This window comes from Chitinophaga eiseniae (assembly GCF_012641265.1).
GTDB lineage: Bacteria > Bacteroidota > Bacteroidia > Chitinophagales > Chitinophagaceae > Chitinophaga > Chitinophaga eiseniae_A.
In genome coordinates this window covers 558112-573677 of sequence record NZ_JABAHZ010000002.1, presented here as the reverse complement: position 1 = coordinate 573677, position 15566 = coordinate 558112, and the positions used below count along the sequence as shown (strand labels likewise).

10 protein-coding genes are annotated in these 15566 nt (G+C 45.4%); 6 read left to right on the top strand and 4 right to left on the bottom strand.

The window, feature by feature from the left end; translation table 11 throughout:
• Nucleotides 1-242: 242 nt before the first annotated feature.
• A complete protein-coding gene (locus tag HGH91_RS31485; RefSeq protein ID WP_168738309.1) occupies nucleotides 243-5318 on the top strand; it encodes a translocation/assembly module TamB domain-containing protein in 5076 nt (1691 codons plus the stop codon).
• Entirely contained in the window at nucleotides 5302-7773 is a 2472-nt protein-coding gene (locus HGH91_RS09975; RefSeq protein WP_168738308.1) for a BamA/TamA family outer membrane protein, read from the top strand. Before HGH91_RS31485 ends, HGH91_RS09975 begins: the two co-directional genes overlap by 17 nt.
• 59 nt (nucleotides 7774-7832) lie before the next feature.
• Here HGH91_RS09975 and HGH91_RS09970 read toward each other — a convergent pair whose 3' ends face one another.
• Together HGH91_RS09970 and HGH91_RS09965 are read right to left on the bottom strand one after the other, a co-directional pair.
• Nucleotides 7833-8213, bottom strand: a complete 381-nt coding sequence (locus HGH91_RS09970; RefSeq protein WP_168738307.1) for a thiamine pyrophosphate-dependent enzyme — start codon at nucleotides 8211-8213, stop codon at nucleotides 7833-7835.
• Nucleotides 8137-8433 carry a thiamine pyrophosphate-binding protein gene (locus HGH91_RS09965; RefSeq protein WP_247651701.1) on the bottom strand — a complete coding sequence of 99 codons (297 nt, stop codon included), beginning with the start codon at nucleotides 8431-8433 and terminating at the stop codon, nucleotides 8137-8139. The genes HGH91_RS09970 and HGH91_RS09965 overlap by 77 nt, the downstream gene beginning before the upstream one ends.
• Before the next feature lie 174 nt (nucleotides 8434-8607).
• On the opposite strand from HGH91_RS09965, the gene HGH91_RS09960 reads away from it, so the two are divergent.
• The 4 genes from HGH91_RS09960 to corA all read left to right on the top strand — a co-directional run bounded on the left by HGH91_RS09960 (nucleotide 8608) and on the right by corA (nucleotide 12434).
• Entirely contained in the window at nucleotides 8608-9132 is a 525-nt protein-coding gene (locus HGH91_RS09960) for a DUF2867 domain-containing protein (RefSeq protein ID WP_168738305.1), read from the top strand.
• Nucleotides 9133-9181: 49 nt separating this feature from the next.
• A complete protein-coding gene (locus HGH91_RS09955) occupies nucleotides 9182-9577 on the top strand; it encodes a septal ring lytic transglycosylase RlpA family protein (RefSeq protein WP_211092256.1) in 396 nt (131 codons plus the stop codon).
• Between the two features lie 203 nt (nucleotides 9578-9780).
• A complete protein-coding gene (locus tag HGH91_RS09950; RefSeq protein WP_168738303.1) occupies nucleotides 9781-11040 on the top strand; it encodes a DUF3472 domain-containing protein in 1260 nt (419 codons plus the stop codon).
• 287 nt (nucleotides 11041-11327) lie between these two features.
• Complete coding sequence (gene corA, locus HGH91_RS09945) at nucleotides 11328-12434, top strand: magnesium/cobalt transporter CorA (RefSeq protein WP_168738302.1); 1107 nt, start codon at nucleotides 11328-11330, stop codon at nucleotides 12432-12434.
• Here the strand turns inward: corA and HGH91_RS09940 are convergent.
• Both HGH91_RS09940 and HGH91_RS09935 read right to left on the bottom strand, forming a co-directional pair.
• Nucleotides 12431-12937 (bottom strand): DUF2480 family protein, encoded by a 507-nt coding sequence (locus tag HGH91_RS09940; RefSeq protein ID WP_168738301.1) that lies wholly within the window; start codon nucleotides 12935-12937, stop codon nucleotides 12431-12433. The two genes, corA and HGH91_RS09940, sit on opposite strands and share 4 nt — an antisense overlap.
• 140 nt (nucleotides 12938-13077) lie before the next feature.
• Nucleotides 13078-15165: a peptidylprolyl isomerase gene (locus tag HGH91_RS09935; RefSeq protein ID WP_168738300.1), complete on the bottom strand. Its 2088-nt coding sequence runs from the start codon at nucleotides 15163-15165 to the stop codon at nucleotides 13078-13080.
• Nucleotides 15166-15566: the final 401 nt, after the last annotated feature.

Here is a 15566-nt window from a genome sequence, read left to right as displayed (position 1 = left end):
TCTTTACTTCCTCCAATCGCAGTATTTTACGTCCCCTCTTTTGACTATTTTCCCCAAAATAGTGTGTCCGTTACCGTATTTAATGTATTCTTGCAATAACTATTTCATTCCTATACCCTATAGGTATGGATTTTGTTGTACCCCCCGGCGTGCGCCCCGGTTACACTATCCTGCCGGCAAAGTAAACTATAAGCGTGCTTTTGCGTTTATATGCTGTAATTAAATTTTTGTAATATAACCTAGTGACAGAACCAGCAGAAACCGGAGAAAAACACGGCCGCCCCTGGTGGCGATGGCTAATATGGATAATTGTTGCGGTGCTCCTTTTGCCCGTAATGGTGGTATTATTGTTACAACTGGATGGCGTTCAAAATTACCTGAGACAACAAGGAGAACTATACCTGCGAAAAAAATTACACACTAAAGTCCAGATTGGTTACCTAAGGGCACGGGGCTGGCAATACCTCGAACTCCGCAATATATATGTAGCCGATACTTCCAACCAGGCACTTTTGTACTCCGGCTCTCTGAAAGTACACTATAACCTGCTATCCCTGATCAGCAACGAGCTAAAAATCGATAAACTGGAGTGGGATACCCTGGTAATAAATGTTTACCGGCATCCCGGAGATTCCGCCTTTAACTACCAGTTCGCGGTAGATGCTTTCGTCACGCCGTCTTCCAAACCGGATACGATCTCCCCCAAAACCGGGACCACAATGCAGTTTCTCCTCAAGGATATTTCCCTCCGCAAAGTAAAAATGAGTTATCTTGATGACCTCGGTGGCATGCATGCGGTACTCACCTGGGATAATCTCCATGTAGATCCGGACGACCTCCTGATAGATGATGGTATCTACGCTTTTAGGGGCATTACCCTGGACGGACTAAAGGGCTTTTTCCGCCAAACTTATACCGGACCAGCCATCTCTTCTGCTGCACCGCCGCCGCCACCGGCAGATACCAACAGCGCCTCCCTGCACCTGCTGCTGAAAAAACTTCAACTCAATAATAGCAGCTTTGTATATACAGACGATGGCATAGGCATTAACACCGCCTGGCATATAGGAGCACTATTAGTACGCAACAGCAGCCTGGATCAGGATTCTACCCGCATACAGGTAGGAGATCTCGCCATCAGCAATACCCACGGGATGCTGATGATGGTTCCCGGAAAAGATACCGTGCCATCCTCGCCAAAAGACACCACTCCCAATACCTGGCAGGTATTAGCAACCCAGGTAAACCTGGATAAACTGTCCATGCGCTACGATAACGGCGGCCCGGCCCCGAAAGCTGCGGGTCCCGACCCGGACTATAATCACCTGTTCCTGACCCGCTTCTCCAGTAAAATCCATAATATCCGTTATGCTCCCGATAGCATCTCTGTAGATATTAAAACGCTGACTGCCCAGGATAAATCTGGTTTTTCTATCCGTAAAGCCAATATGGACGTGCTTTTTACGCCGCATTCCCTGGCGCTTCGCAACTTTCTGCTGCAAACCAATAAAAGCATTCTACGTAAACAGATATTGGTAACCGTTCCTTCCTGGTCAGGTATTTCCGACAAACTGGATCAGCTGGGACTCGATGCTAATCTCGACTCCGTACATATAGCACTGGGAGAGTGGTTGCCCTTCGTTCCCGACGCCCGCAAAAACAAATCCTTTGCCCCCCTGTGGAAAAAAGAACTAACACTAGCGGCTATACTAAAAGGTACCATGGGAGAGTTAAACATTAAACAACTATACCTCAACGATCAGGACGGGAACCTGATCAAAGCCACCGATGGGCAGGTATTGCATGCTACCAATACCGATCTTCTCAACGCCAATCTCCCTAACCTGTATATACAATCCGGTAATAAAGCCCTGCGCTCATGGCTGCCTGCAGGCACGCTTCCAGACACTCCCCGCCTCCCCGAGCATATGCTGATCACTGGTATGTTTAAAGGAGGTATTAAAAATCTTGTTACACAGCTGCAACTGAAAAGCGACTATGCAAACGCCAATATCAACGCTCAACTGGTAAACATTACAGATAGTATCCGTAGTAGCTACACCGTAAGTATCCCTTATTTCCGGGCCAATCCGGGCGTTATGCTCTATGACACCACTATGGGGTGGGTAGCCGGAAAACTGAGCGCTACCGGTCAAGGCTATACGTTGAAACAAATGGCCGCTAAAGCCAATCTTCAGTTAACGGAAGCTACCTATAACGCCTATACGTATAACGACATCAATATCGATGCCGGCATAGACAAAGGAGCTTTCGAAGCCCACGGTGAAAGCGCCGATAGCAATGTGGATGCCACTTTCAATATAAATGGCCAACTGTCAGATACTACGGTTCACAACCTGAAAGTAGATATGGCGCTGACCAAAGCAGACCTCTTTGCCACGCACTGGTATACTGAACCATTAACGCTGCAAGGCAACCTATTGGCCGATTTCAGCAGCATTGAACCTGAACGGGTAGAAGGAAATGCCTTCCTCACCAAATGGCAAATTGCTACCAAAGGTCAGGTGTTTCCATTAGACAGTATTTCCCTGCTTGCACAGTATACTGACCAACAACACATTACGCTTAAAAGCCCATTTGGACTAATAAACGCCAATGGACATATTGACTATAGAAAAGTAGGTAGCGCGTTTGCCGGGATTATTAGCAAACCCCTGTTGCCTGCAGATTCCAATAACATCAGCATTCCCACAGGTCAGCTGCTGACCTGGAACGCCTCGCTGATATGGCCTAAAAACCTGCAGGGCCTTATGCCTGCCCTCCATATGGAAGTACCGCTCGTAATGAATGGGCGGCTAAATAGCGACAGTAGCCTCCTGACATTGAGCGCCAATCTGCCCCGGGTCAACTACGACTCCCTGCAGATAGATAGCCTGCGCTTGTTTGCCCGGATTATAGATACATCCATGCAAACCTATGTGGCACTTTCCCGGATGCAACACCCTTCTTTTCCTCTTTATCATACTTTCCTGAAGGCCACAGCTAGCACCGGCAAAGTTGACTTCGACCTTGAGCTGGATGACGTAAAACGGCGCCCCAAATATCAACTGGGCGGTATCTTTACCTTCCTGAAGGAAAACGCTATGGAGTTGTCGCTTAAACCAGGACTGCTGTTAAACAAACAGACCTGGACGGTAGCCAACAACAATATCCTCCGCATTAAAAATGGCGCTCCGGATACCGCGAATATCAAGCTGTCGCACGGCGCCCAATCTATACAGATAGCTACCCAACCCGACAGCAGCGCGGTTCCTGCGCTACAGGTGAATATTGCTAATTTCCAGCTATCTACCATTACAGGCCTGCTGGCCACAGATACCTTGTTGGCCAATGGTATATTGAATGCCGACGCCGCGGTACGTAACTGGGATAAGTCCCCGCTAATACGCGCCAACCTGAATATCGACAGCCTAACGGTAAAGAACACACGCATGGGAAATTTCCACGCCAATGTGGAAAATACCAGCCCTTCTCAATACCAGTTAACGGCCGACCTGACCGGCAACGACAACGATATCAAAGTAAATGGCACTTACGACAGCATCATCAATGGACAATTGAATATCAACAAGTTGAATATGGCGGCACTGGAACCCTTTACAATGGGTAACGTTACCCGGATATCGGGTAGCGCCAACGGTCAGTTCAATATTTCCGGCCCGGCTTCAACTCCGCAGGTAACCGGTCATTTACATTTCAACAACGCCCAGGGCATGGTCACCATGATTGGCAGCACCTTTCACCTGCCCGATGAAGATATCTTGATTGACGAAAATGGGATACAGTTAAATAATCTCGTTATCGCCGATAGCCTTAACAACGAGCTGGTGGTGGATGGCCGTATCAATACAAAAGACCTGACCAACTACCGCTTCAACCTGAATGTTACCGCCGACAATTTTATGGCCCTGGGCAAACAGCAAAACCCGGATCAATGGATTTATGGCCCCGCCTTTATCGATAGCAAAATAAAAATACGCGGCACCCTGGACCTTCCGCGAATCGATGCCACGGTAAAGCTCCGCGACAAGTCCAGCGTTACTATGATGCTTCCGCAAGATGAACCTGGCCTGGCAAACAGGGAAGGAGTGGTAGAATTTGTGGATATGTCAAACCCGGTCGACTCTGCCATGCTGGCTAAACGAGACAGCCTCAAATACCATACTACCCGCCTGAAAGGCATGTATTTATCCGGTAACCTGGAGATTACTCCTGAGTCCATTATCAAAATTATCATCGATCAACAAAACGGCGACTTCGTCCAAGCAAAAGGCACCGCCAACATCAATGCCACATTAGATCCCAGTAGCAAAATGAGCCTTACTGGCCGGTACGAAATAACAGAAGGTAAATATGAAATGTCGCTGAACCAGCTGATCAAGCGCGCTTTCGATATTGAAAAGGGTAGCACCATTACCTTCAACGGCGATCCGACCAATGCCGACCTGGATATCACCGCCAAATACACTGTAAACGCGCCCGCATACGACCTCGTGGCCGACCAGCTGCAAAGTATGACGCAGGAACAACGCAACATGTATAAACAGCGTATGCCGTTCCTGGTGTACCTGATGATCAAGGGTAACCTGGCCAAACCAGACATCAGCTTCCGCCTCGATCTGCCAGAAAAAGACAGGAACACCCTGAGCGGTACGCCATATAACCGCCTGAAACAAATTAACCAGGTGCCCTCCGAGTTGAACAAACAAGTAATGGGGCTGCTGGTGCTCAATACATTTATTCCAGATGATCCGATGAGTACCCTCGACGCGGGCTCTGGTGGAGGCGTAGGGCAGGCAGCCAAAAATAGTGTGAGTAAAATTCTCTCTCAACAGTTAAATAACCTGGCTGGTAACCTGATCAAAGGCGTTGACCTTAACTTCGATCTGCAAAACCAGGAAGACTATTCCACCGGCAGCGCCCAGGAAAGTACCAACCTGAAAGTAGGTGCATCCAAACAGTTGTTCAATGATCGTTTAACCGTTTCCGTTGGATCCAATATCATGTTGCAGGGCACCCAACAAAATGCCAGCTCCCTGATCGGGGATATCTCCCTGGAGTATAAATTAACCCGCGATGGACGCTATAGAATTCGTGTATATCAACGCAGTGACAATACCACAGTGATTGATGGACAGGTAGTGGAAACAGGCGTAGCCTTTGCTCTGGTAATGGACTACGATGAGTTCAGGGAAATTCTGCAGCGCACCAAAACAGCAGCAACCAGGCAGAAACTACGCGATAGGAAAAAAAATAAAGATAATAATACGACTACACCCGATGCGAAAAGCAAGTAACCATATCATTCTCTGTACAGTAGTATGTTGCCTGATATACCTGGTAATCAGTTCCTGTAGTACCACACGCAGCGTGCCGGAGGGAGATCGCCTGTATACCGGCAGCGCAGTGAAATGGATCAATGATACCGTTACCCACAAAAAACCCAAAGACTATAGCTCGCTGGTGGAAGGCATGGAAAAGAGAATTCGCCCCAACAGAAATCGCAAATTCCTGGGAATGCCTATTAAACTTTGGTTATACAACCTGGGAAAAGAACCCAAGGGAAAAGGGCTGAATTACCTGTTTCGTAAAAAGTGGGGAGAACCGCCCGTACTGCTAAGTACAGCGAAGCCCGACTATACTTCAAAAGTACTGGAAGAATACCTGGCCGATAATGGCTACTTCCAGGCTGACGTTACATCTGCAGTTAAATTTTCCGGTAAGAAAAAAGCATCTGTTACCTACACCGCCACACCCTATCACCGATATACTATCAAGAGCGTTACCTTCATCACAGATACCAGCGCCATTGGGAAAACCGTTGCCAACACCAAAGAAGAAAGCTCGCTGATCGTAGGCAGACCTTACTCGCTGGATTCCATAAAGGCCGAACGGGAACGTATACACGCAGCGTTAAAAGAACAGGGCTACTATTACTTTACACCAGATTATTTACTGGTGCAGGTCGACAGTACCAATAACGGAACGGTAGATCTGTATGTGAAAATAAAAGACAATACACCCCAGCTGGCACTGCGTCCATACCGTATGCACGACATTACGTTGTTCCCCGATTACTCGCTGGATAACGATTCCACCTCTACACTCGGTACGCCCGTGAAATACAGGGGTATATATATTGTTGATTCGGTGAAACGATTTAAAACCACCACCTTCAGCCGTTCTGTATTTTTACGCCCCGACAGCTTATACCGGCTTAGCTCCCACAATATCACCCTGCAAAGGCTGATCAACCTGGGCGTTTTTAAATTTGTAAAAGGCCAGTTTACACCTGTAAGAGATACTTCTATCCATAATATAACAGGAGGTAATCCTAATGCGGTACCTGGTAGGAGAGACAATTCCGCCCGGAATTTTACCCGGCGAGATTCCCTCCATCTCAGGGATTCTTCCATAGCCACCAACTACCGCGCCATGGTTAATAACCGCGTGTCGCTCGACAGTGGCTGGCTGGATGCCAAATTCTACCTGACTCCCTACAAACGGCGCTCCCTGCAAACAGAACTCCGGGGTACCTCCAAGTCCAACGGATTTATAGGATCCCAGATACAGATAACGGCTAAAAACCGCAACTGGCTTCATTCTGCTTCCTTGCTGGAAATAGGATTGAGGGGTGGTATGGAATGGCAAACCGGTAATAAATCTTCTGGCGCTTCTAACTCTTATGGATTGGGAGCAGAAGTAGCGGTTACCTTTCCCCGGTTTATTACACCCATTAAAGGGTTTAATATACGTACCCCTTATGTTCCTAAAACCCGTATAAGCGCCAGCTATGAGTTATATAGCCGCGCCGACCTATATAACCTTAACGCATATACGTTACAATTGCAATACCTGTGGCAGAAGTCGCAATACATCAGCCACATCTTTGCTCCTATCGCCATCACCTATGTATTGCCAACGAAAACAACAGCAGCCTACGATAGTATCCTGGCCAACGATCCCAGTCAGCGATCCGCTATTGAAAAGCAATTTATTCTCGGCGGTAACTATACCATCACTTACAATAATCAACGGCCCAACCGGGTACACAATTTCTACCTCAGCGGTAATATTGATATCTCCGGAAACCTTGCCGGACTAGCTGTTCCAAGGAATGATACCGGGCAAAAAACGATATTAGGCAACTCATTTGCACAATATGAAAGGTTCACCGTAGAAGGACGCCACTACTGGCATATCGGCAAAGGAAAGCAATGGGTGAACCGTTTGTTAATCGGGTATGGTTTGCCCTATGGTAACTCTTCCACGCTACCATTCGTGAAACAGTTTTTCACTGGCGGTAGCAGCAGTATCCGGGCCTTCAGAGCCCGTACGCTCGGACCCGGGTCGTATCATAACAAGGCAGTAGATACTACTGCCTTGCTGGCCAACGAAGCGGGCGATATTAAACTGGAATTCAACTCAGAACTCCGGGTACACGTTGCCAGCGTATTCAATGTGGCCGCCTTTATCGATGCCGGCAATATCTGGCTGCAAAAAGATGTGCCCGACAAACCAGGCAGTAAATTTACATTTAATACCTTCTACCGGGAAATAGCCGTTGGTGGTGGCGTGGGGTTACGCATTGACGCGTCTATCGTAGTAGTGCGCCTGGATCTGGCGATGCCGTTGCGCATTCCTTATCTCCCTGAAAATGAACGCTGGGTCATTAATAAAATTAACTTCGGCGATCCTGAATGGCGTAAGAAAAACCTGATCTTAAATATTGCCATCGGGTATCCTTTTTAAAAATATTAGTATTTACGGGAAGATGCTTTATAAAAGGCATTTCTCCGTAAATACACTCCCTACAACGCATCTTTCAGGTGCTTATAGTTCGATTTCACCGCCTCAAATACTTCGTCATACCGGCCTCCCAATATCAGTTTCCCCATCCACAATGCATATCCTTTCATTTGTGAAAACTCTATCTTCGGCGGCATTGCCAGCGATTCGGGATTGGTAAAGATATTCACCAGCACGGGCCCTTCCGTTGTACCAGCTTTGGATAATATACTTTCTACTTCTTCCGGTTTGTGAATGGAAAAAGCGGTGAATCCCATCGCAACAGCCACCGCCGCAAAATCAGGATTTTCCATATTCGTTTGCCAGTCAGGAAGCCCTGCAACTTCCATTTCCAGTTTCACCATTCCCAGCGACCACAGGCGCCCCGGAGCGATGCGCATCATATAAACCGTTAATCAGATGTACATGCCCCGGCCCACTGCTTCCGGCACAACAGGCCAGTCCATTTAACTGCGCCTCCGCACTAGCTGCATAGGCACCCACTTCCTCGTGTCTTACATGTATCCACTGTATCCTTCCGTCACGGCGAACCGCATCATTAATGTGATTTAGGCTGTCGCCAGTAACCGCATAAATACGCTTAATGCCAGCATTCGCCAGCATATCGACCAATTGATCTGCCACATTTTTTGCCATAAGGTGCTGATTTTCTGATGTACTATGATAAAACAGCCTTGTTTTTACATTGTTCAACCTGCCTGCACTAAATAATCATCACCTCCTATAAAAATTATTTGCACTCCGGGCGTATCTTTATAGAAAGAAAAGCATACTGCCATGATTGCTTTTAAATCTTCTCTTCCAGGAAATTCCTTGCTTTATAAACACCCGGATGCGATCCATTATAAAGATTCTTTTGCGGCCAATATTCCCGGAACCCAACCAGTGAGCATAGAACAAACTGGCAAGGCTTTCTTCTCTTCAACACCTTCCTGGGTAACAAAGCTAATGCAGATAAGAGATAGCATTGTGCGCCGGATGGGACTTAAAACAACACCCCACCGCAAAAACAAGCCACAACTCGCATTTGTTCCTGGCGAAAAGGCTGGTATTTTTAATATCCTTGATAAAAATGACCAGGAATTAATCCTGGGAGAAGATGATAAACATCTGAATTTCAGAGTATCACTCTACCTCCAACCGTCAGAATCTACGGCACAGCAACTAGTATGTACCACTACGGTTCACTACAATAATGCCTGGGGGAAACTTTATTTTTTCTTTGTCAAACCCTTCCACCGGCTTATTGTTCCTGCCATATTAAAAAAGACTGTTTATCAATTACGGACATCTGCTCAATGAAAGCATGAAAAAATGCTTTATTTTTATAACATCGCCTAAATCGCTATCAATGAAACCTATTCCTTCTCGCGTATTCCGTAGCCGGTTGTTACTACTCGTTACCTTACTTTTAGTGGTTACTTCTTCGTGTAGTCGGAAAATTGTTGAAAAGGGAAAAGCATCCTACTATGGCGATTCTTTCGACGGCAAACGTACCGCCAGCGGGGAAACCTTCCGCCAGCGGGGATTAACAGCCGCTCACAAATCATTACCATTTGGCACGCACGTTACCGTTACCAATGTGGCCAATGGTAAAAGCGTGAAAGTCCGCATCAACGACAGAGGACCGTTTGCTACCGGCCGTATTATAGACCTGTCGCAGAAAGCCGCCTCCAAAATAGGCATGCTGAATACCGGCGTCGCGAATGTGGAAGTGAAATACAAGAAGAAAAAAAGTAAAAAATAATCACCCCAGCTGGTGAATACCTCCCATTACCAGCTCAATGCCAGTGCACTATTGTAATCGTTCAGTATGGCTGAAGATTGTACATTTTTCTGCGCATACTGCGTTAAAAATCCACGCATTCTCATCCGTTTGTAATTTTTTGCCGGTAAGATTGCATTTGGAAATAGATGCTGCTTTATTTGTTGATTTACAATTCAAGAACAATGAAACAAAAAACCTTACTGGCAACATTGCTGGCTATTGGCCTGGCAAGCCATCACGTTTTTGCACAAACACCCACGGTAACGCTTCCTGGGTTTACCGCCTATGCCGATCCGGCAGAAGAAAATGTGGAGATCAACTATAAAAATGGCGTTGTCGATTGGACTGGTAACAGTAACACGGTCAATTTTTACTTCCATGTAGCCTCCGCAGGTACGCTACAAGTGTCGCTACAGGCAAAGTCCGATGCTGAAAGCAAAATTTCCGTCGCTGTAAATGGGACAGAAAAAACAATTAGCATTCCTAACAACAATGATTATGTAGCTGTTCCGGCATTGCAAACAAAAATTAAAACGCCGGGTTTCTATTGTGTATCGCTTAAAGGGATTAGCAAGAACGGAAAAGTATATGCAGATGTGAAAGGGATTACCCTCAGCGGCACTGCCACCAGGGATATTCAATACAATCCCAAACCCTGGCGCCGTGCGGCTTCGGTGCACTTAAACTATCCTGTTCCTGACGGAAAAAATGTAGAATGGTTTTATGGAGAAATTAAAGTACCCGCCGGAGAAGATAAGCTAGGCACTTACTTCATGTCTTGCGGATTTCATCGCGGATACTTCGGTATGCAGGTAAATTCACCTACTGAAAGAAGAATTATCTTTTCTGTTTGGGATGCGGGTGGAGAGCCTGAAGAACGCGACAAAGTAAAGTATGAAGACCAGGTAGTCATGTTAGCGAAAGGCGACAGCGTTATTGCCAGCGGATTTGGAGGAGAGGGCACTGGTGGTCATAGTCATTGGGTATATGATTGGAAAGCGAGCCAAAACTATCGTTTCCTGATGCACAGCGTACCTTCCGGTACTACCACTACTTATACCGCTTACTTCTATGTTCCGGAACATCATGAATGGAAGCTGATCGCCAGCTTCCGCGCCCCTAAAGATGGTAAATACATGGGCCATCTTTATTCCTTCCTGGAAAACTTTTCCTTCGAAAATGGCCACCTCGGACGCAAAGGCTACTTTGGCAACGAATGGATTAAAACAAATACCGGCGAGTGGATAGAGCTCACCAAAGCGAAGTTCTCCAATGATGCCACGGCTAAGGCCAAAGATCGCATTGATTACGGTGGCGGCTCGGAAAACGGCTGGTTCTACCTCTGGAACAGCGGTTTCAAACCCGCCAATGCGCAATATGGCGATCTCTTCGAACGCCCTGCCACCGGCACCCCTCCGGTGATTGACCTTCCGAAATTCTGATGACGCTCTTTTTAAAGAAATATCGAAAGCTGTCGACAAGAGCGTCGACAGCTTTTTTGTTTGACGGCGTTTCCTGGTCTTTTAAATGCTATTTAAAAAGTCTATATACCCTATAGGATTGATATGACGCATTTATTTTTAACCTTTTTGCGATTTTTTCCATAACCACTGGGGCAATTTTCCACTTGCTTCCGGCGATCTAATGACGCTGTAAATCATTTCTTAAACAGCTATTCCCCGAATTTTCCTTTAAATTCGGTACTAAATCCAGATAATAGCAGTTGCATATGGGCTTGAAAAACAAACTACCTATTCCTGGCGTAGTACAGGTATTGAATCCGTTTAAAGTGAAGAAGCAACGTATCATGAATTTCAATCCGGCAGAAGGATTGACTACCCGCAAGTCGGCGGACAATACCCGTATTACCGTTTTTGACTATGGCGCCAATCTTTGCTCAGAGCTGGTATTGCATAAAGTGGAAGATACTTTTAAATACCTCAAATCAGACCAATTGAGCTGGATAAATATCGATGGTCTGCGAAAAGAGGAAGTGCATACTATCTGCGAACAATTCATGATTCACCCATTAATTGAAGAAGATATATTAAGCATAGGGCAACGGGCAAAAATGGATGAAATCAATGACCGGATGTTCTGCCTGCTACCTATGATCTATTTCAACAGCGAAACCTCCTCGGTAGATATGGAACAGGTAAGTATTATATTGGGTAAAAATTTCGTGATTTCTTTCCAGGAAGACCCTGTCAGAGATGTGTTTGACCCCGTGCGTACTAAACTGTTATTAAAAGGTTCCCGGATCCGCAACGGGGGAGCGGATTACCTCTGTTATTCCCTGCTGGATGTGATTGTAGATAACTATTTTATTGTGATGGATAAACTGGGAGAACGGATAGAAATGATGGAAGACCTGGTACAACATCAGCCCAATACCCGCACACTGGCCCGTATCAATTATCTCCGGCGCCAGGTGTTTCTATTCAAAAGAGCAATTGCTCCCGTACGGGAACTGGTAAATGGTTTCCTTAAAAGCGAAAGCGATTTACTGGAAGATAAAGTCACTAAATATTACAAAGACGTTTACGATCATATTATCCAGTGTAACGATCTGGCAGATAACTACCGCGATATGGTACTGAACTTACAGGAAATGTACCATACCCAGCTGAACCTGAAAATGAATGAGATTATGAAAGTGTTGGCGGTGGTAACTACATTAATGGCCCCGCCAACACTTTTAGCCGGTATTTACGGCATGAATTTCCACAATATGCCCGAACTGGAAAACGAACATGGTTACTACTACACACTGGGAGCTATGGGGCTACTCCTGGCATTGATGATACTGGTGTTTAGAAAAAGAGGCTGGTTTTAAGCTTTCTTTTTATATACCGGAACAGTAGAACAAGGCTCGCCGTACATAATACTCTTGGCTACCGGGCGAAGCAGACGGGTGATTTCTGCATAGGCAATTTCTCCCACACGCTTATCCCCACATCCCTTTATAACAATCCTTTTATCTGCAAAGGCCGATACATCTATTTTAGCCAGGTTTTGCAGGTATAAAGTATGGTGAATAAATGTGGCATCACCAAATGCGGCATATGCTGCTATTGGTTCTAATTGAGTCATTACTAACATATACGCCCATAATGGAACAATGGCGTCCACACTACATATTAATCCTACATTTTTTCCACGATATTGCTCCCAGTCGTGCGACTGCATCGCCGCCCGGAAATCCTTTTCCTTCAGGATCAGCCCCATAAACAGGTGGTCTTTTATATCAAAAACGACCGTTTCCCCCTGGGGATAATAATCTTCCAGGTCTATGGTTTCCAATCCACTTTGAGCTACTTTATTGATGATTTCTTCCATTTTTTCCTGTTTGAGAATACAAATTTACGAATATCAGGAAGATATGTGCATAATCCGTTGCCAACGAAAGATAGGGGATAAATGAGAAAGGGACACCCGCAGGCGCCCCTTTCATCTATGTCAGTTTAAAATGTAGCAGTCTAGAAAAATTTACCACGGGTATCTTTCACATCGCTCTTCTTCTTCAATACTTCAAACAGCTGTTGGTCCAGCATGGATTTAACACCTTGTTCGTAAGCAGCCTGTTGAGAAGCAATATCCTGTGCCGGCTGGGTAGACGGTGCAAAGCTGTCAACTTTGATAACATATACACCTGCGTTACCTTCTATAGGAGCAGATACCGCGCTGGTTCCCCATTTCTTATTGAAGGCAGCACCTGCTACACGTGGTTCGAAGCCCAACGAAGCAATAAATGGTGTACCGAAAGAAACGCCTTCTGCTTTTAACACTGGCTGATTGGTTGTTTTGGCAGCTGCATCCAGTGAAGCTGGAGTTTGCAGTTTAGCGATGATCTGTTCAGCTTTCTTGTGTTTCTTTACTTCTGCTTCCACCTGAGGTCTTACATCATCCAGTGGAGCTGTACCTTCTTCGCGGGTGCTGGTTAAAACACCTACTACGTATTTATCATCGAAAGTGAATACGTTACTTACATCGCCTTTTTTAGCTTCGTAAGCCCAACGTACCAGTTCGCGCGCCTGGCCAACACCAGGTACTACGAAGTCCATTGGACGAACGTTATCCGCAATTCTTTTATTCAGTTTTCCTTCCTGTACTGTTTTCTCAAATGCAGCTTGCGAACGGGCTTTTCCTGCGAAATCGCTGGCAGCGCCAAAAGCAGCATTGTTTGTTTCCTTGCTGGCATCTACAGATTTACCGAGGTAAGCCACTTTAACAGCCGGACCGATATTCTTCTGATCCATGATCTGCATTACGTGATAACCAAACTGGGTTTTCACTGTTTTGATCTGGCCTTTGGTACCATCGAAAGCAAATGCTTTAAATTCAGGAACAAATTGGGACGATGGAGTTAAATCATATTCTCCACCAGTTTGTTTGCTACCTGGATCATCGGAATACTGGGCCACGAGCGCTTTAAAGTCGGCGCCACCTTTTACAGCTACTTCAATGCTATCTGCACGTTTCTTAGCTATAGAATCTGGTATACCACCCTGTGCACCGGACGCAATCAGGATATGACGAACTTTTACGCTATCCGGCATATTCTTACGATCTACCATTTTCGCATAAACGATCAGGTTGTTATCATAATATGGTCCAAATATTTCACCTACTGGCAGATTCACGATAGAATCTTTCATCGGAATTTTGGATTCATTTTTAGAAATATAGCCGTCGAAATATTTAATATCAGAATTACGATTGATAAAACCAGCCACATCTTTAGTGGTATCCAGCTCTGCTTTCATAGCTACAATCTGTGAAATGGCAGCGGCAGAATCAGCGGCAGAAGGGATAGCATCGAAGGATACATATTCTACCTTACGGGATTCTTCTACTTTAAAGAGCTGTTTGTGATCCTGGATAAATCGGTTCAGTTCTGCATCAGTAATCTTAATAGTGGAATCACCAATAGTAGCGTAAGGCACACTTACATAAGAAACAGTGGCTGTTTGGCTATTATCATCCTGTTGTTGTTTTGCCAACCATTTTGGATAATATACACCCTGCTTCACCAGCGTCGTATATTTCAGTTGCTCCTGGTATTTAGCAATATAGGATTCCAATTGGTGGAAACCTTCACGTACCTGTGGGTTGCTGCCGGCTTGTGAAATAGCCTGCTGCAATGCATTACGATCAAATTGTCCGTCACGGGTAAATTGTTGTACAACCACCGGGTTCGGATTTTTACCTCTGATCTGATCTACCACTTCCGCTTCAGTTACTACGATACCCAGCTTTTCGTACTGAGCCTGCATAATTTTTTCATTCAGAAACTGGTTCCAAACCTGTTCGCGGATATATTGACGGGTTTGTTCGTCAATATTAGGCATTTGTTGACGCGCGTTGTTTTCTGCGTCCTGAATGCGGCGTTGGTAATCTGACAAGTCCAGATCTTCACCGTTTACTTTTCCAACGCTCGTGCTGCGACGGGTTAGAGAACTTTTGCCGAAAAAGGCATCCTGCAACAGGAAACTAACAATAGCCAGGCAAATCACTACAACGATCATGACGGCGTACTTGTCCCTGATTTTCTGAATTACTGACATATATTATATAGTCTACATTTTTAAGGATAGCAAAAATAGAATAAAATAACTGTAACTGCAAAAGAGTATTTTTCTCTTTGAAAGCCTTTCCTGTATTGAGTTTCAGCTGCTTATAACACTTTTGTGGACTATGTATCATTCACAGGTTTTCCACATGAATCAATTATCAGCAACCTCCTTTTTACTTCCCTTTCTCCTGTTTTAAACCCCAGTCATTGCTACATTTTATGTAAAATTCCGGCTAAATGGTTGCTATCCGGTTATTCACAATTGTTAAAAAACCTATTTCGGCAATCCACATAAAAATGTGAATAAAACAAGCCTATTTCAGCACGGTATGCATTTTGACCATTTTTCATTCCCCGTCTGTTTTTTTCCACAGTTGATGTGTAAAAACCCCT